The following is a 16,607-nucleotide window of genomic DNA, read 5'->3' as shown; positions in this document are numbered from 1 at the left end:
CCCCTGCGAGTGCCCCGCGTTCACCTGCGGGAAGCCGATCCTTTACAGGATTCCTACGGCCGATCGCGACCGATTTTCCCAAGTTCGCTCACATTGAGGAACCTGGGCCACTCGCAACGCGTAAAACAACCCTCTTTTCAGGCTCCCCAATCGGCACATCGTGGGCTTAACTTAAGAGGCATGACCTCCCCCCGCTCTACCTACGGCGGCGGCTACTACGCTTCGCCCTCCTTCCCGGACACTCCGATCTACGACAGCCTCGTCGCGGAACGCGGTACCCCTCAGATCGCCCCGATCCGGGTATCCCCCTCCCCTTACGACACCGGCTCGTCCTACCTGCCCGCCCTTCCGTCGGCGCTGCCCGCACTGCCCGCCGCTCCCTCGTACCCCTCGGCGGGGCAGGGTTATCAGGGCAACGGGCAGCAGGCGGCGCCGCTCCAGCAGGCTCCTGCGCCCTATATCCCGCAGCAGGCCGGCAACCGCGGCTACCAGTCCCAGCAGCCCCAGCAGTACCCCCAGCGCCCGGCCGGCACGGGCTACGAGCAGATGCGTCCGGCCGCTCCGGTCGCACCGCGTCCCGCGGCCCCGCGCCCGGCCGCGCCGTACGACGATCCGTACGGCCGCCAGTACCCGCGGGGGTACTGAACCGGCCCACCGGCCAACTGTCCGAGGCGACTGGCAGGATGGATTCCATGCCGACGCCAGCGCTGCAATCGATCCATCTCTATCCGGTCAAATCCATTGCGGGGTCCGGTCCCGGCGAGGCGGTCGTGGAGCCGTGGGGGCTCGCCGGGGACCGACGGTGGATGGTCGTGGACACCCAGCGCAGAATGCTGTCCCAACGGCAGCAGCCGACGTTGGCGTTGGCCTCGGCCGAGGTGCTGCCGAGCGGCGCCCTCGCGCTGACCGCGCCCGGCATGGAGCCGCTGACGGTCGAGGTGCCCGAGCCCGGCGAGACGGTCGTGGTCGAGCTCTGGAGGGACAAGGTCGAGGCGGTGCCGGCCGGACGGCAGGCAGCCGACTGGTTTCGCGCGTATCTGGGTGTCGAGGCCGAACTGGTTCATCTGGACGCACCTGACATGCGCCGCCCCATCGATCCGGAGTTCGCCCTGCCCGGCGAGACCGTGAGCTTCGCCGACGGCTATCCCCTGCTGCTCACCACCACCTCGTCGCTGAACGCCCTCAACTCCCTCATCGCGCAGGGCGACCACGCCGACGAGGGCCCGCTGCCGATGAACCGTTTCCGGCCCAATGTGGTCGTCGACGGCACCACTCCCTGGGCCGAGGACGACTGGCGGTCGGTCCGCATCGGCGAGATGGCCTTCCGGGTGGCCAAGCCCTGCTCGCGCTGTGTGGTCACCACCACCGACCAGCGCACCGCCGAGCGCGGCAAGGAGCCGCTGCGCACCCTCGCCCGCCATCGCCGCTTCGGTGACCGGCTGGTCTTCGGCCAGAATCTGATCCCCCAGGGGCCGGGCACGATCCGCGTCGGCGACCCCTTCGAAGTGGTCGCCTGACGTGGCCTTCGGGCCCTCCGCGGCCCCCCGGGGCGGGCACCGATGACGGTTGCCGGGCACATTGCGGGCCGCCCACACCCTGCCTAGAGTGAGCGCTCCACGCCACCTGCGGGAGGGCCGTACGGGGGGAGACGAAGAACCAGGTGTCGATGCCTGAGAGGGACACCAGGAACGATCACCTCATCCCTGTCCAGCATCTGCGACCCGGGGACCACGCCTTTGTGAGCTATGGCAATGACGAAGTGCGCTGGGAGGTCGTCACGGCCTTCGTGCGGCTCGGACTGGCCCGCGGCGAGAAGGTCCTGCTGCTCCCCTGCCCCGGCGTGTCCGAGGCTGAGGTACTGGCCCGGATCGACTTCCCCAGCCGCAGTACGGTCCCGGCCCGCGAGCGTGGCCAGTTGGTGCTGACCAGCATGCGCGAAGTGATCCGGCCGGACAGGGAGTTCACCGCCGCGCGCCAGATGGGCAGGCTGAGCGAGGAGACGGACCGGGCGACCGCCGAGGGCTACACCGGCCTGCGCGCCTTCATCGACATGGGCTGGGTGGCCGCGCTCGGCGCGGACGTCGGCGCGATGGCCCACCGCGAGACACACGCCGACCAGCTGTTCACCGGCCGGCCGTACACCGAGATCTGCGCCTACGACCGCCGCCGGTTCGACCGCTCGGTGGTCCGCTCCATGGAGCGGGCGCATCCGCGCGCCCTGCTGGAGCGCATCGGCAGCTTGCGGTCCGAGCGGGGCCCGGACGACGCACTGCACTTCATCGGCGAGGCGGATACCGCGAACCGGGCCGCGTTCACCAGATCGCTGGAGATCGCCCTGGCCCGGACGACGCGAAACCGCCGGCTGACCATCGATCTGACCCGGCTGCACTTCCTGTCGGTCGGCTGCGCGACGGGCCTGCTCTCCCTGGTGCGCGACGCCGCGGGGCACGACCTGGTCGAGGTGCGCTGCGACCAGGTGCAGTCCGGGATGCTGCGGCGGCTCGGTGCCGGGGCGGTGCCGAGGCTGGCCGCGAAGGAGGTGTCGCGGTCGTGGTGAGTCACGAACCGGCCGGGCCGTCGCAGTCGAGGCCGGCGGAGGCCGGCCGCCGGCTGCTCCAGCGCCGTTTCACCGCACGGCTGCTGCCCCAGCTGCGGCTGCTGGTGGAGGAGTGCGCGGCCCGCGAGGGCCTGGGCGAGCCGCGGCGCGGCGAGTTCGTGCTGGCCGTGGACGAGATCGCCGGGAACGCCGTGGAGCACGCGGGAGGCTCCGGCAGGCTGGTGCTGAGCCGGGTCGGCGACGAGCTGGAGTGCCGGATCAGCGACGCGGGGCCCGGGTTCAGCGAGGCGGTGATTCCGGAGCTGCTGCCGGGTCTTGACGGGGCACCGAAGGGGCGCGGGCTGTGGCTGGCGCGCCTGGTGACGGACCGGTTCGCGGTCGCGGCGGACACGGGCCTGGGGGGCGCCGTGGTGACGGTGGCGGTGCGGCTGCCCTAGGCCGGCGGGCGCGGGGCCGCGGCGTGCCATGGGCGGGCTCCGGCTCGACGCACTCGCTCCGTCCGGGCCCGAAGCCGCCTTCGAGGGTCGACGGGCGGTCGCGCGGCGGCGGGATCACCCCTCCCACCAGGACCGCTTCCGGACCGTCGGCCACCTGGCCCTCGTCCGCCCGGTCCCCCTTGGCCGGCTCGTCGGCCCTGCGGGCGGCGCGTCCTAACAGGCCCCGCACACCCGGGCGTTCACGCGCCGACGGCGCCGGATCGGAGCAGGAGTACAGTGTCCGCGCTCCGGCCGGTCCGCCCCTCGCGAAGTGATGTTCCTCTCTCTTTGCGGAACTCGCGCATGGACGAGGCGCGATGAGGTATTCACGGACACGGAAGGGGGTGCAGCGATGCGAGCGATGGCAGGTATGTGGCGTTGGCGGCGCAATCCGCTGCGGCGCCGGACGGATCGGATCGAGGCGTGGGTGTCACTGACCGCCGCCCTCCTGATCACGCTCGGGGCACCCTCCGTCGGCTGGTTCACCGGGCAGGCCGCGCACGGCGCGCTCCTGGAGACCGTCCGCCTCCAGCACGCGCAGCGGCATCTGGTGTGGGTCACCGTCGACCGGCTGGTCTCCCGCACCCCGCTCGACCCCGACCCGGAGACCTCTTCGGAGCGCGACGCACACCGCCGGGTCATCGCCCGCTGGACCGCGTACGACGGCAGCCTGCACACCGGACGGCTCGCCTCCCCGCGGCCGGTGGAGCCCGGTGAGCACTTCCGGATCTGGACCGACCACGGCGGCCGGGTGATGCCGCGGCCGATGGACGTCAGCACGGCCGGTACCCACGCGGTGCTCGCCGGCCTGGGTGCCGCGGCGGCGGCCGGCGGCCTGATCGAGGGCGGCCGGCGGCTGGTCGTCTGGCGGCTGCGGGTGCGCCGCTACCGCCGTTGGGACGAGGAGTGGGAGCGCGCGGGCCAGGACTGGGGACGGGCCGGCGCGGGCAGCTGATCAACCGGCTGACCATGTCAACTGCCCCCCGTCGGGCGCGCTACGGTGGTGCATCCAGCCTCCTGGCTGGGGCCTCGCAGACCCGAATGCGGACATCCGCGGACGGATGCCTGCCGGGCCGACAACAGCCGCACGAGGTGGGGGCACGACAGCGCCATGGCACAGGGCTCGGTCCAGGTGACGCACTCCGGAACGTCGCGTTGGCGGCGCCGCACAGGGGAGTACAGCTCGCTCGCCGCCGCCCTGGAGGCCGCAGGGGACGGTGATGTACTCACCGTCCCGGCAGGTACCTACCGCGAGAATCTGGTGCTGGTGCGCGCGGTGACGCTGCGCGGGCCGGACGGGGCGCGCGGTTCGGTGCGTATCGCCCCGGCCGACGGCGTGGCGCTGACCATACGTGCCTCGGCCACCGTCCACGATCTGCATCTGGAGGCGACGGACTCGGCCTCGCCCGCGCTGCTGGTGGAGGACGGCGCGCCGGAGCTGACCGGTCTGCGCGTGGTGACCCGGTCCGCGGCGGGCATCGAGGTCCGTGGCGGCGCCCGGCCGACGGTGCGCCGCTGCACGGTCGACAACGCCGGTGGGGTCGGCATCAGCGTCCTGGACGGCGCCGGCGGCGTCTTCGAGGAGTGCGAGGTGGTGGCCGCGGGGCAGGCCGGGGTGGCGGTGCGCGGCGGGGCCCATCCGCGGCTGGAGAACTGCCGGATCCACCACGCCTCCGGCGCCGGTCTGTCCCTGAACGGCGAGGGCAGCGCGGTCGAGGCGGTGGGCTGCGAGCTGTACGAGATCAAGGGTGCGGGCATCCAGGTCGCGGCTCGGGCCACCGGCCACCTCACCGACTGCACCGTGCACCGCACCTCGGCGGACGGCGTCACCCTGGACACCGACGCGGTTCTCACCCTCGCCGACTGCGACATCCACGACATCCCGGAGAACGCCATCGACCTGCGGTCCCGGTCGGTGCTGACCCTGACCCGCAGCACGGTGCGGCACTTCGGCCGCAACGGCCTGTCCGTCTGGGATCCCGGCACGCGCGTGGACGCCAACCAGTGCGAGATCCACGACAGTACGGGCGACTACCCGGCGGTGTGGGTGAGCGACGGCGCCACCGCGGTGCTGGACTCGACGCGGGTGCACGACGTGCCGGACGCGTTGTTCGTCCTGGACCGCGGCTCGCGGGCCGATGTGGTGGACTGCGACATCTCCCAGGTCCGCAACACCGCGGTGTCGGTGAGCGACGGGGCGACCGTGCAGCTGGACGACTGCCGGATCCGGGAGGCGGCCACCGGCGCCTGGTTCCGTGACCACGGCAGCGGCGGCACCCTCGCCAACTGCACCATCGACGGCGCCCAGACCGGCGTGATCGTCACCAAGGGCGCCGACCCCACCATCGAGGGCAGCACGGTCAGTTCACCGGCCGAGGCCGGGTTCTACGTCTCGGCGGAGGGCCGCGGCACGTTCCACGGCTGCCGCGTCACCGGCAGCTCGGGCTTCGGCTTCCATGTGATCGACGGCTGCCGTACGACGCTGACGCGCTGCCGCACGGAGCGGTGTGCCCGTGGCGGCTACGAGTTCGCCGACGGCGGCTCCGGGTTCGGTGACGGCACGACAGGCGGGCCCACCGTCCAGGACTGCACCAGCGACGAGAGCCTGGCGGCCACCGCTCCGGCGTCCGGTGCCGGGACCGCTCCGGCCGTGCAGACCGCCACCCAGACCGCCGGGCTGCTGGGCAACGTACCGACGCAGAGCGCCCCGCAGGCCCCGGCCGTTGCGCCCGAGCCGCCCGTCGCCCGCAGGCCCTCCGAGGAGGTGCTGGGCGAACTGGACACCCTGGTGGGCCTGGACAGCGTCAAGCGCGAGGTGCGCAGCCTGATCAACATGATCGAGGTGGGGCGCCGGCGGCAGGAGGCCGGGCTGAAGGCGGCGTCGGTGCGCCGGCACCTGGTGTTCACCGGCTCGCCCGGCACGGGCAAGACGACCGTGGCGCGCCTCTACGGCGAGATCCTGGCCTCACTGGGGGTGTTGGAGCGCGGGCACCTGGTCGAGGTGTCCCGGGTGGACCTGGTGGGCGAGCACATCGGCTCGACGGCGATCCGTACGCAGGAGGCGTTCGACCGGGCGCGCGGCGGGGTGCTGTTCGTCGACGAGGCGTACGCCCTGTCCCCCGAGGACTCCGGGCGGGACTTCGGCCGGGAGGCCATCGACACGCTGGTGAAGCTGATGGAGGACCACCGGGAGGCGGTGGTGGTGATCGTGGCGGGCTACACCGCCGAGATGGCGCGCTTCCTCGCCGTCAACCCCGGTGTGGCGTCACGGTTCTCACGGACCATCACCTTCGGCGACTACGCGCCGGAGGAGCTGCTGCGCATCGTCGAGCAGCAGGGCGAGGAGCACGAGTACCGCCTCGCCGAGGGAACCGGCGAGGCGCTGCTGAAGTACTTCACGGCGTTGCCGAAGGGCCCCTCCTTCGGCAACGGCCGTACCGCGCGGCAGACGTTCGAGGCGATGGTCGAGCGGCACGCGGGCCGGGTCTCGCAGCTCACCGAGACGAGCACCGACGACCTGACCCTGCTCTACGCGGAGGATCTGCCCGAACTGCCCTGAGGGAACGGCGGCCGCGGTCCCGGCCCGCCGTCGGGGCCGTCCTCCGGCTCGTCGTCCCGCTGGCCGGGCAGCCCGGGGTCGAGCCGGGCGATCAGCCCGGTGCGCACCTCGGCGAAGACCGGGTCGGCCTGGTAGTCGCCATGGCCCAGGATCTGCGCGGGCAGCGGGTTTTGGAGGGTGCGGCCGAAGGCGAGCGGGTCGCGCAGCGGGCCTTCGTCGACACGGCAGCCGCCCTCGCAGGTGAGCCGGATCGGGCCGCCGATGGGGTCGGTGAAGCGCCACAGGTTGCGCCAGTCGTCCATCTCGCGGTGCAGGCCGGTGAGGAGGGGCGGGCCGAAGAAGGCGGGGAACCACCGCCCGTAGAGACGCTCCAGCGGGGAGCCGTAGGTGAGCAGGGCGACGCGGCTGCGGGTGACCAGGTCCAGCTGCCAGACGGCGGCCGCGGCCAGCACGCTGCCCTGGGAGTGCCCGGAGATCACCAGGCGCCCGTCGAACCGCTCCGTCCAGGTCGCCATCCGCCAGGTGAGGTCGGGGACGGCGCGCTCGGCGTAGCAGGGCGGCGCGAAGGGGTGGGCGGCCCGTGGCCAGAACGTGCCGACGTCCCAGAGGATGCCGATGGTGCGGCGGGCGGAGTGGTCGCGGTAGGCGCGTCGGCCCATGGTGACGAGGACTATGACGCCCGCGCCCATCAGCCACGAGCCGAGCGCCTCGGCGGTCTGCGCGGCGGCGTGCACGAAGGGCGGCGCTGCCTCGGTGGCGCGGCCGGGCGCGCGGCCGGTGAGCCAGGCGCCGGCCACCGCGCCGGCGCCGAGGACGAGAGTGACGGCGGCGGTGGCCGCGACGAGGACGGGCGCCGAGTCGGTCAGGCCGGCGCGGGCGATGGTGCCGGCGATCCGCTTGGTGCGCAGGTCGTCGGGACGCTCCTGCGGGTCGAAGAGTCCGGGGACGTCATGGGAGACCTTGCTGCGGACGACGAGCACCCGGATGCCGGCGAGCACCACGACGACGGCGACGACGACCAGCAGCGCCGGGATGACCGCGGCCTGCCAGGAGAGGAGTACCGGCGGGCCCGCGATGGGGGCGTGCGCCTGGCCGGGGGTCGCGCCGCCGTCCAGCCAGTCGGCGAACCGCTGGGCCACTCCCCCGGACAGCACCCCGCCGACGGCGCAGGCCAGCAGGGCGACGGCCGGGCCGCCCATACCGCGCAGGGCGGTGCGGGCGTCGTCGCGGGCGGCGCGCTGCAGCACCCATGCGGTCACGGCCAGCGCGAGGACCATGGCGCCCTGGAAGACGGCGATCGCGCCGAAGGCCGAGGCGCCGGGCAGCGGGCCCGAACTGTGCGCTCCGGGGCGCGCCCAGGCGGTGTGCACGGCGACCAGCACCAGCGCGCCGAGGCAGGCGTACGGCAGCGCCCGCACGACCAGGCGGTCGGACTCGTCGTCCGGTGCGGCCTCGCTGCGGGCGGTGCGCCAGACGACGGCGAGGGTGGCAGCGGCCAGCAGCACGATCAGGACGGTCAGCGCCCGGCCGGTGAGGGTCAGGGCGGTGCCGGTGCGCCGGTCGGCCTCGGCGGTGGCGACGAGCAGCGCGGCGGCGATGGTCAGCACACCGGCGGCGGTGTGCGCGGCGCGCAGCCGGGCGACGAGCCGGCGGCCGTACCAGAAGCCGTCCAGGCTCAGCGTGGTGCGCTCGGCGGCGGGGGTGTGGCGCGAGGTGCCGGGGCGGCGGGGCGGCGGCGAGGCGGACTCGTACGCGCTCCAGGTGCGGTACGACAGCCACCACAGGAAGCCGATGACCACAAGAGGCGCCACCGAGGCGAGCACGAGGCGGCGGCCGGGGGCGCTCCACCAGCCGCCGTTGTCGGGGCTGAGGAAGCCCATCCAGGACTTGCCGGCGACGCAGACCGTGGTGCCCGCGCACTGCCAGGCCATGAGGTCCAGGGCGACCTCGCAGGCCGCGGCGGCGAGCAGGACCGTGAGGGTGAGCGCCAGGATCCGCACCAGGACGTCGTAGAGCCGCTGGGCACGGTGCTCGGGGGGCGCGGCGGGGCGCATCCAGTGGGCGAGGTTGGCGACCATGAAGGGCACCAGGATCAGCCAGAGGGCGCGGGCGCCGTTGCCGGAGGTGAGGTTGGACCAGCAGTACGCCTCGCGGACGGGCTGGTCGCGGTAGTCGCCCGGCCGTTCCTCGGCGTCCGCGTCGTCGGTACGGCGGTAGCAGGCGGCGGTGTCGTCGCCGGTGATCCGCTGGACGCGCGGGTCGCCGAGCATTTCCGCGGGTGTCGTGCCGCCGACGCCGTGCACCAGCAGTTCCAGGGCGAGCTGCGGCGCTTCGGCCGGCGGCCCATCTGCCGTCTTCCGTCGCGGCGTTGGGCGGTCGTGCGGTGTCGTGTCCGCGGTCTCCACTGGTCTTCCCCCGTTGTCCGTGCGGCGCTGTGCGGCGCCCCCAGGATTGTCCCTTTCCCCCGCGCGAGCGTCCATCCACCTCTGCGACACACGTCACCGTCCTTCCGACGGCAGAGCCGGACCGGGTCCGGCTGTCGGTGCTCCGTGCGAGGATGAGGGAACCAGTGATCGCGGGCGGCAGCCGGCGCGAGAGACCGGACTCAGCGAGCCGGGCGGAAGGGACGGGCCGGGGTGAGCGACAACCAGAACCTGCTCGCGGAGCAGCGACGGGCCCTGATCCTCGACGAGGTCAGGCGGCGCGGCGGAGTCCGGGTCAACGAGCTGACCCGCAAGCTCAACGTGTCGGACATGACGGTCCGTCGCGACCTGGACGCACTCGCCCGCCGGGGCATGGTGGAGAAGGTGCACGGCGGCGCGGTGCCGGTCAGCGAGCCGAGCGCGCACGAGCCGGGTTTCGAGGTGAAGTCGGCGCTGGAGCTGAGCGCCAAGGAGGACATCGCCAGGGCCGCGGCGGAGATGGCGGCACCGGGCAGCGCGATCGCGCTGGCGGGCGGCACGACGGCGTTCGCGCTGGCGCAGCAGCTGCTGGAGGTGCCGGATCTGACGGTGGTGACGAATTCGGTGCGGGTGGCCGATGTCTTCTACACCGCGCAGCGGGCGGCGGCGACCGGCGGCTCCGGTCCGCGGGCGGGCGCGGCGACGGTCGTCCTGACCGGCGGGGTGCGGACGCCGTCGGACACCCTGGTGGGGCCGGTGGCGGACGCCGCGATCCGGTCGCTCCATTTCGACGTGCTCTTCCTCGGTGTGCACGGCATATCGGTGGAGGCGGGCCTGTCCACGCCCAACCTCGCGGAGGCCGAGACCAATCGGCATTTCGTGCGGTCCGCGCGCCGTGTGGTGGTGGTCGCCGACCACACCAAGTGGGGTACGGTCGGCCTGAGTTCGTTCGCGTCGCTGGAGGAGGTGGACGTGCTGGTGACGGATGCCGGGCTGTCCGCCGAGGCGCGCGCGCAGTTCGCCGAGCTGCCCCCCGAGCTGCTGGTGGCGGGCGAGCAGCCGGACGACACAGACATCTGATAACTCGTCAGCTATGGTGTGCGGCGCAGATCCACCGCCGCCGCCGTGAAGGGGTGCTCGTCCATGGCGCACCGACTCCGCCCCGTAGAACTCGACTTCACCTCGTACGCCCCCGTGCGGCTGGTGTTCGCCGAGGAGATCGCCGCGCCGCCCGAAGAGGTCTACGCCGCGCTCGCGGACGATGTCGCGGGCTGGTCCCGCTGGTTCTCCGGCGTGTCCCGCTCGGCCTCGACGGACGGCGGCCGGGGCCGCGACATCCGCCTCACAGGCGGCACCCGCTTCGTGGAGACGGTCCTGGCCGCCGAGCCCGCCGTCCACTACGCCTACCGCGGTGACACCACCAACGCCCCGGGCCTGCAGGCCCTGTTGGAGGACTGGCGGCTGACCCCCGTGGGCGGGGGGACCCGGGTGCGCTGGATGTTCGCGGCGGACGGCCCGGCGGCGTTCCGCTTCGTGATGCCGCTGGCCAGGCCGGGCCTGGGGCGCGCCTTCCGTGAGTCGGTGCGCTCGCTGGACCGCCTCCTCGCCGAGCTCTGAGCCCGGCGGGCGGGCCGCCTCAGTCCGGCCAGGCGCCGGTGTCGAGGAAGGTGTCGAGGGTGTCGGCGTACGGCGCGATGTCCAGGCCCTGGGAGGCCAGCCACTCGTCGGAGTAGTACTTGTCCAGGTAGCGGTCACCGGGGTCGCAGAGCAGCGTGACGACGGACCCCCTGCGGCCCTCGGCGACCATCTCCGCGACGATCTTCAGGGCGCTCCACAGCCCGGTGCCGGTCGAGCCGCCCGCCTTGCGGCCGATGGCCTTCTCCAGGGCGCGTACGGCGGCGACACTGGCGGCGTCCGGCACCTTCATCATCCGGTCGATCGCGCCGGGAACGAAGCTCGGCTCCATCCGCGGCCGCCCGATGCCCTCGATGCGTGAGGCCGTCGCGCAGTCGGTCCCGGCGTCGCCGGTGAGCCAGCCGTCGAAGAAGCAGGAGTTCTCCGGGTCGGGGACGCAGACGCGGGTGTCGTGCTGCATGTAGTGGACGTACCGGGCGATCGTCGCGGACGTGCCGCCGGTGCCGGCGGTCGCGACGATCCAGGCGGGCTCGGGATAGCGCTCCAGCCGCAGTTGCTGGTAGATCGATTCGGCGATGTTGTTGTTGCCGCGCCAGTCCGTGGCCCGTTCGGCATAGGTGAACTGGTCCATGTAGTGGCCGCCGGACTCGGCCGCGAGCCGGGCGGAGACCTCGTAGACCGTCCGCGGGTCCTGGACGAGGTGACAGCTGCCGCCGTGGAACTCGATCAGCCGGGTCTTCTCGCGGCTGGTCGTCGCGGGCATCACCGCGATGAAGGGCACCCCGATCAGGCTCGCGAAGTACGCCTCGGAGACGGCCGTGGAGCCGCTGGAGGACTCGATGACCGGCTTGCCGGGACGGATCCAGCCGTTGCACAGCCCGTAGAGGAACAGCGAGCGGGCCAGGCGGTGCTTGAGACTGCCGGTGGGGTGCGTCGACTCGTCCTTGAGGTAGAGGTCGATGCCCCACCGCTCGGGCAGCGGGAAGCGCAGGAGGTGGGTGTCGGCGGTCCGGTTGGCGTCGGCCTGCACCTTGCGGACGGCCTCTTTGAGCCAGGCGCGGTAGTCCGGATCGGTGCGGTCGACGTCGACGGTCGGCATCGGGGTATCGGCCGCGGCCGTACCGTCCGGCCGGCTCTGCGGCTGCTGTGCGGTGCTCACCGGCGCTCCTCAAGGGGTCAAAGAGCCCGCGCGGGGACGCCGGGCCGATTTCGACTATAGCCACCCTCGGCAACCTTCTCACCTGCATAAACAACCCTTTGAGAACCCCCAAGAAAGCCCTGGGAGCGGGCTGTTGCGGGCGCCGGGCGCCAGGGGCACTGGTGTCCGGGCCGTCCTACCGGCAGACTCCCCTCAAGGGGCGGTGGAGGGCACCTGCCCGTTTCACCGAGGAGGTGGTGGCCATGGCGGAGCCGGAGTACAACGCGACCGGCGTACGGATCGAGCGGTGGCTGCGGTCCATGACCCGCGCCGGGCAGGTCGTCATCGCGGACGGCAGACTCGCGCTCCTGACGAGCTACGGCACGGAGATCGACAGTGCGCCGCTGACGGCGGTACAGGCACACAAACCGCTGTTCGCGGCCCGGGACCGGGCGCTCGCCACCCTCAACGGCCACCGCTACTCCCTCACCCTCGGCGCCCCGGAACTCTTCCTGAAGGCCCTGGAGGCGGCGCGTCCGCCACGTGCCTGACCCCCTGCCCCGGCGCGGTGGTGCGGTTGCGGGAGCGCACCACCTGCCCGACCCTGGACACGTATCACTGAGGGTTCACCAGCGGTGACGCTGTGGTGCAGCCGACATCGCTGGATCCGATCTTCGCCCCTGCCCGGTTCGGGGGGCGCCCGGCCTCATCAGGGAGTCGTGGTCGTGATCAGGCAGCCCAGCAGGCATTGCACGGTGGGGCTCCACGCCCTGCCGTCCCGCATCGGACATGTGCGCAGAATCGTTTCCGCACAGCTGCGGTACTGGCGTCTCGACGCCTTGGTGGACCCCGCGACGCTCGGCGTGACCGAACTCCTCGCCAATGTGCACCGGCACGCCCGGCCCAGCAAGCAGTGCACGGTCGAACTCTGCGTACTTCTGGACCAGTTGACGGTTTCCGTGCACGACCTGGATCCGCGGCTGCCGCACCTGCGCGCCGCCGAGAGCTGGGAGACGTGCGGGCGCGGCCTGGCGCTGATCGCGGCGCTCAGCGAGAGCTGGGGGGTGCGCCCGGACGGGGAGGGCAAGGTCGTCTGGTTCACCCTTCCGGCCCTCACGCCCGCCGTCGAGGAGGCCATCGCGGTCACCACCCACTGGGAGACCGTGGGGCTGGAGCCCGAGCCCACCTGTGCGCCGGCCGACCCCCTCGCCCCGGTGCGGGGCACGAAGGTCAGCTGACACCAGCGTCGAACGGCGGCCCTCACTCGGTGGCCACGGCCCGGAGCACATCGAGCCGCGCGGCCCGGCGCGCGGGACGCAGCGCGGCCACCGCACCCGCGGCCAACCCGATCAGCGCTACCGCCGCCAGCTGCACCGGCGGCACCGCGAACACGCTGCCGCCCGCGCTGTCGGACGCGCGCACCAGTGCCCAGCCGAGGAATCCGCCGAGCAACAGCCCGCCGGCCGTCCCGAAGGCGGCGACCAGCACCGACTCCCACCGGACCATGGCCCGCAACTGCGCCCGGGTCTGGCCGACGGCGCGCAGCAGGCCCAGTTCGCGGGTGCGCTCGTGCAGGGCGAGCGTGAGGGTGTTGGCGATGCCGAGCAGGGCGATCAGCACGGCCAGCGCGAGCAGGGCGTAGACCAGGGTCAGGAAGGTGTCCACCCCGCTCGCGGCGGACGCGGCGTAGGCGTCCCTGGTCTGCACCTCGGGATTGCCGTAGGCGGCGGCCGTGTGCTGAACCGCTGCCTTGCCCTCCGCAGTCGTCACACCGTCCCCGAGGGCCACCGCGACCAGGTTGTCGGAGTCCTGGACGCGGTGCTGCCGCCATGCCTGGCGGGAGATGACGTAGTCCCCGGTGAGATCGGGCTGTTCGTAGACGGACGGTCAGCGAACGCCCGCCGCCGTCCACCTCCGCGACGCCCTTGCCCAGGCCCACGGCTGCGTCCACCTCGGGCAGCCGGTCGAGGGCCGGGGCGAGGCGCGGGCTGATGCCGCTGCCACCGGGCCCGAAGGACGTGGTGCCGACCGCGATGTCGCCGGCGAACGCCTGGGAGACGGAGCGGTCGGCGGTGGCCTTGAGGGAGGCCCCGAAGACGGTGAAGAGGCAGACCACCGCGACGCCGATCATCAGGGCGGTGGCGGTGGCCGCGGTCCGCTTCGGGGAACGCAGTGCGTTGCGCTGCGCCAGGGCTCCCGTCACTCCGCGCAGCCTGGCGACGGGGCCGCCCAGCACCCGTACCGCGAGCGTGGCCGCGACGGGCCCCAGGACGACGAACGCGACGAGGGTGAGCAGCGCGCCGGCGCCGGTGAGCTGGACGTTCGGGGTGCCCGCGGCGCCGAGAGCGGTCAGCGCGATCCCTGCCGCGCCCATGACGGCGCCGATCAGCACGCGGCGGCGGGAGCCACCCGAGGTGTCCACGGCGGCGTCGCGCAGGGCGGCCAGCGGGGCGGTGCGTCCGGCACGCACGGCGGGCACGAGCGCGGAGCCGAGGCAGACCAGCACACCGACCGCGACCGGCAGCGTCATCGACAGCGCGCTGATGACCAAGGGGCCGCCCGGGAAGGGGAAGCCGATGGCGGGGAAGAGCGCCTGCAGACCGGCCGCGATGCCGATACCGGCGAGGAGCCCGGTGGCACCGGCGACCACCGCGACGACCGCGGCTTCGACGAGCGTGGCGCCGATGAGCTGGCGCCGGGACGCGCCGAGGATGCGCAGCAGGGCGTTCTCGCGGGTGCGCTGGGCCACCAGGATGGCGAAGGTGTTGTGCAGGGAGAAGGTCGCCACCAGCAGCGCGATGCCCGCGAACACCAGCAGCAGCGTGGTGAACAGGTTCAGGAAACCACCGGCCACGGCGCTGCTCTCCTCCGTGTAGCGGTCGCCGGTGATGGCCTCCACGCCGTCGGGGAGGGGGGGTCGCAGCGCGTCGGCCAACTGCTGCTGGGAGACGCCGGGAGCGGCCCGCACGAGGATGCTCGACGCCCGGCCGGGCTCGGGGCCGAGGTGGCGCTCCGCGTCGGACCGGGTCAGTGCCGTGAAGGTGCTCTGCCCCATGCCGTCCTCGCCGCCGAAGGTGGCGATGCCGACGACGGTGACGGGGACCGGGTCCGGTGTGCGCAGGACGGTGCGGTCACCGATCCGCAGGTCACCGGCCTTGGCCGCGCCCCTGTTGATCACGGCCTGGCCGGACGCCCGGGGAGCGTGTCCCTCGGCGAGTCGATAGGCGTTCAGCTGCGGATCGGTGATCCAGTTGGCGGCGCGCGAGGGCGGCCCCTGGCCTGCGCCGACGACCTTGCCGTCCGTGCCGATGAGCCGTCCCTCGCCCTGGACGGCGGGTTCCGCGGCGGCGACGCCCGGGACCTTCTCGACGGCCGCGGCCAGGGAGGTGCTGACGGGGCTGCGGCTGCCCTGGCCGGCGCCGGGCACGGTGACGACGTCGGCACTGCGCACGACGGCGGCGGTGCCGCGGGTGGCGTCGCCGAACATCGTGTCGAAGCTGCCACGCAGGGTGTCGCCCATGACGAGGGTGCCGCTGAGGAAGGCGACCCCGAGCAGCACGGCGAGGAAGGTGCCGGCGAACCGGCGCTTGTGGCCGCGCAGCGCGGAGCGGCCGAGGAGCAGGGGTGCGGGCCGGGTGGTCATGACGGGACCGCCTGTTCGGCGTGCGGCGCGGAGTCGCGGGTCCTGGTGTCGAATGCCTTGATGCGGTCCAGGACGCGTTCCGCGGTGGGATCGGCCATCGTGTCGACCAGCCGCCCGTCGGCGAGGAGGACGACCTCGTCGGCGTGTGCGGCGGCGACCGGGTCGTGGGTGACCATGACGACGGTGCGGCCCATGGTGCGTACGGCCCGGCCGAGCAGGCCCAGCACCTCCTCGCCGGAGCGGGAGTCGAGATTGCCGGTCGGCTCGTCCGCGAACACCACCTCCGGGCGGGCGGCGAACGCGCGGGCGACCGCGACGCGTTGCTGCTGGCCGCCGGAGAGTTCGGCGGGCCGGTGGTGCAGCCGGTCCCGGAGACCCACGGCGTCGATGAGTGTGTCGATCCACTCGGGGTCACCCCGCTGTCCGGCGAGGTCCAGCGGGAGGGTGATGTTCTCCGCGACGGTGAGGGTGGGCAGCAGGTTGAAGGACTGGAAGACGAAGCCGACGCGCTGCCTGCGCAGCAGGGTCAGCCGGCGGTCGTCGAGGGTGGTGAGGTCGGTGCCGGCCACGAAGGCCGACCCGGACGTGAGGCTGTCCAGGCCGGCCGCGACGTGCATCAGCGTGGATTTTCCGGAACCGGAAGGGCCCATGATCGCGGTGAACCGGCCGGCCGGGAAGCCGGCCGTCACCCCGTCCAGGGCCCGCACCCGCGCGTCGCCGGATCCGTAGACCTTGACGGCGTCGACGACGCGGGCGGCAGCAGGCGGGGTGGGGCCGGTGGACGTCATGCCGTGTCTCCCTTCGCTCCGGTGCCGAAGTGCTCCTCCAGGACCGACAGCCGTCGCCAGTACTCCTCCTCGTCGATCTCGCCTGCCGCGAAGCGGCGGCCGAGCACGGCGATGGGCGAGGGGGTGTCGCTCCTGGCCGTGCCCTGCGGGCCGCGGAAGTACCGGCCGGGGCCGCCGTGGCGCCGGGCGGTGCGGCGCAGCAGGGTCACCACGCCGAAGATGACCAGGGCCCAGAGCACGGGGACGAAGAGGATCCAGAGGCCGGGGCCGCCGTCGGACCAGGGATGTGCCAGCTCGAACATGGGACTCAGCTCCTCGGGGAACGGTGCGTTCTTTCGTCTTCGAGCCTCGTCCGCGAGGCGCCGCGCGTCGTCGTACGGCCAGCGGCTTCGCGCGTACCACGCAGGAA

General features: G+C 73.2%; 14 protein-coding genes and 1 pseudogene. 10 read left to right on the top strand and 5 right to left on the bottom strand.

Going from position 1 to position 16,607, the window contains the following annotated elements:
• The first annotated feature begins 180 nt into the window (after positions 1 to 180).
• The 6 genes from QOM21_RS30755 (at position 181) to QOM21_RS30730 (ending at position 6,592) form a co-directional block, all read left to right on the top strand.
• Complete coding sequence (locus tag QOM21_RS30755; protein WP_407554270.1) at positions 181 to 645, top strand: DUF6643 family protein; 465 nt, start codon at positions 181 to 183, stop codon at positions 643 to 645.
• A gap of 47 nt (positions 646 to 692) precedes the next feature.
• On the top strand, positions 693 to 1,517 hold the full coding sequence (locus QOM21_RS30750; protein ID WP_407554269.1) for an MOSC domain-containing protein: 825 nt from the start codon (positions 693 to 695) through the stop codon (positions 1,515 to 1,517).
• Positions 1,518 to 1,738: 221 nt separating this feature from the next.
• Positions 1,739 to 2,557, top strand: coding sequence for an MEDS domain-containing protein (locus QOM21_RS30745; RefSeq protein ID WP_407554268.1), 819 nt, complete (start codon positions 1,739 to 1,741; stop codon positions 2,555 to 2,557).
• Complete coding sequence (locus tag QOM21_RS30740; RefSeq protein WP_407554267.1) at positions 2,551 to 2,994, top strand: ATP-binding protein; 444 nt, start codon at positions 2,551 to 2,553, stop codon at positions 2,992 to 2,994. Before QOM21_RS30745 ends, QOM21_RS30740 begins: the two co-directional genes overlap by 7 nt.
• Positions 2,995 to 3,385: 391 nt before the next feature.
• The gene (locus tag QOM21_RS30735; RefSeq protein WP_407554266.1) at positions 3,386 to 3,988 is read left to right on the top strand and encodes a hypothetical protein; all 603 of its coding nucleotides are present in this window, start codon (positions 3,386 to 3,388) and stop codon (positions 3,986 to 3,988) included.
• Between the two features lie 156 nt (positions 3,989 to 4,144).
• Entirely contained in the window at positions 4,145 to 6,592 is a 2,448-nt protein-coding gene (locus QOM21_RS30730; RefSeq protein ID WP_407554265.1) for a right-handed parallel beta-helix repeat-containing protein, read from the top strand.
• Here QOM21_RS30730 and QOM21_RS30725 read toward each other — a convergent pair.
• Positions 6,562 to 8,997, bottom strand: a complete 2,436-nt coding sequence (locus tag QOM21_RS30725; protein ID WP_407554264.1) for a hypothetical protein — start codon at positions 8,995 to 8,997, stop codon at positions 6,562 to 6,564. The two genes, QOM21_RS30730 and QOM21_RS30725, sit on opposite strands and share 31 nt — an antisense overlap.
• 231 nt (positions 8,998 to 9,228) lie before the next feature.
• On the opposite strand from QOM21_RS30725, the gene QOM21_RS30720 reads away from it, so the two are divergent.
• Both QOM21_RS30720 and QOM21_RS30715 read left to right on the top strand, forming a co-directional pair.
• The gene (locus tag QOM21_RS30720; RefSeq protein WP_407554263.1) at positions 9,229 to 10,074 is read left to right on the top strand and encodes a DeoR/GlpR family DNA-binding transcription regulator; all 846 of its coding nucleotides are present in this window, start codon (positions 9,229 to 9,231) and stop codon (positions 10,072 to 10,074) included.
• A 63-nt stretch (positions 10,075 to 10,137) separates the two neighbouring features.
• A complete protein-coding gene (locus QOM21_RS30715; protein WP_407554262.1) occupies positions 10,138 to 10,611 on the top strand; it encodes an SRPBCC family protein in 474 nt (157 codons plus the stop codon).
• 19 nt (positions 10,612 to 10,630) lie between these two features.
• Here the strand turns inward: QOM21_RS30715 and QOM21_RS30710 are convergent, their stop codons facing one another.
• On the bottom strand, positions 10,631 to 11,728 hold the full coding sequence (locus QOM21_RS30710; protein ID WP_407555921.1) for a PLP-dependent cysteine synthase family protein: 1,098 nt from the start codon (positions 11,726 to 11,728) through the stop codon (positions 10,631 to 10,633).
• A 302-nt stretch (positions 11,729 to 12,030) separates the two neighbouring features.
• Here QOM21_RS30710 and QOM21_RS30705 point away from each other — a divergent pair, with 302 nt between their 5' ends.
• Positions 12,031 to 12,318 carry a hypothetical protein gene (locus QOM21_RS30705; RefSeq protein WP_393896085.1) on the top strand — a complete coding sequence of 96 codons (288 nt, stop codon included), beginning with the start codon at positions 12,031 to 12,033 and terminating at the stop codon, positions 12,316 to 12,318.
• Between the two features lie 174 nt (positions 12,319 to 12,492).
• Positions 12,493 to 13,005, top strand: coding sequence for an ATP-binding protein (locus tag QOM21_RS30700; RefSeq protein WP_407554261.1), 513 nt, complete (start codon positions 12,493 to 12,495; stop codon positions 13,003 to 13,005).
• Between the two features lie 22 nt (positions 13,006 to 13,027).
• On the opposite strand, the pseudogene QOM21_RS30695 reads toward QOM21_RS30700, so the two are convergent.
• The 3 genes and pseudogenes from QOM21_RS30695 to QOM21_RS30685 all read right to left on the bottom strand — a co-directional run bounded on the left by QOM21_RS30695 (position 13,028) and on the right by QOM21_RS30685 (position 16,500).
• A pseudogene (locus tag QOM21_RS30695) lies at positions 13,028 to 15,410 on the bottom strand (FtsX-like permease family protein).
• Positions 15,407 to 16,198: an ABC transporter ATP-binding protein gene (locus QOM21_RS30690; protein ID WP_407554260.1), complete on the bottom strand. Its 792-nt coding sequence runs from the start codon at positions 16,196 to 16,198 to the stop codon at positions 15,407 to 15,409. Before QOM21_RS30690 ends, QOM21_RS30695 begins: the two are co-directional and overlap by 4 nt.
• Positions 16,195 to 16,500: an SHOCT domain-containing protein gene (locus QOM21_RS30685; protein ID WP_407554259.1), complete on the bottom strand. Its 306-nt coding sequence runs from the start codon at positions 16,498 to 16,500 to the stop codon at positions 16,195 to 16,197. The genes QOM21_RS30690 and QOM21_RS30685 overlap by 4 nt, the downstream gene beginning before the upstream one ends.
• Positions 16,501 to 16,607: the final 107 nt, after the last annotated feature.

It is taken from the genome of Streptomyces sp. Pv4-95, from assembly GCF_045782725.1.
GTDB lineage: Bacteria > Actinomycetota > Actinomycetes > Streptomycetales > Streptomycetaceae > Streptomyces.
Note: the sequence above shows the minus strand (reverse complement) of the source record. Positions and strands in the feature narration are given on the sequence as shown.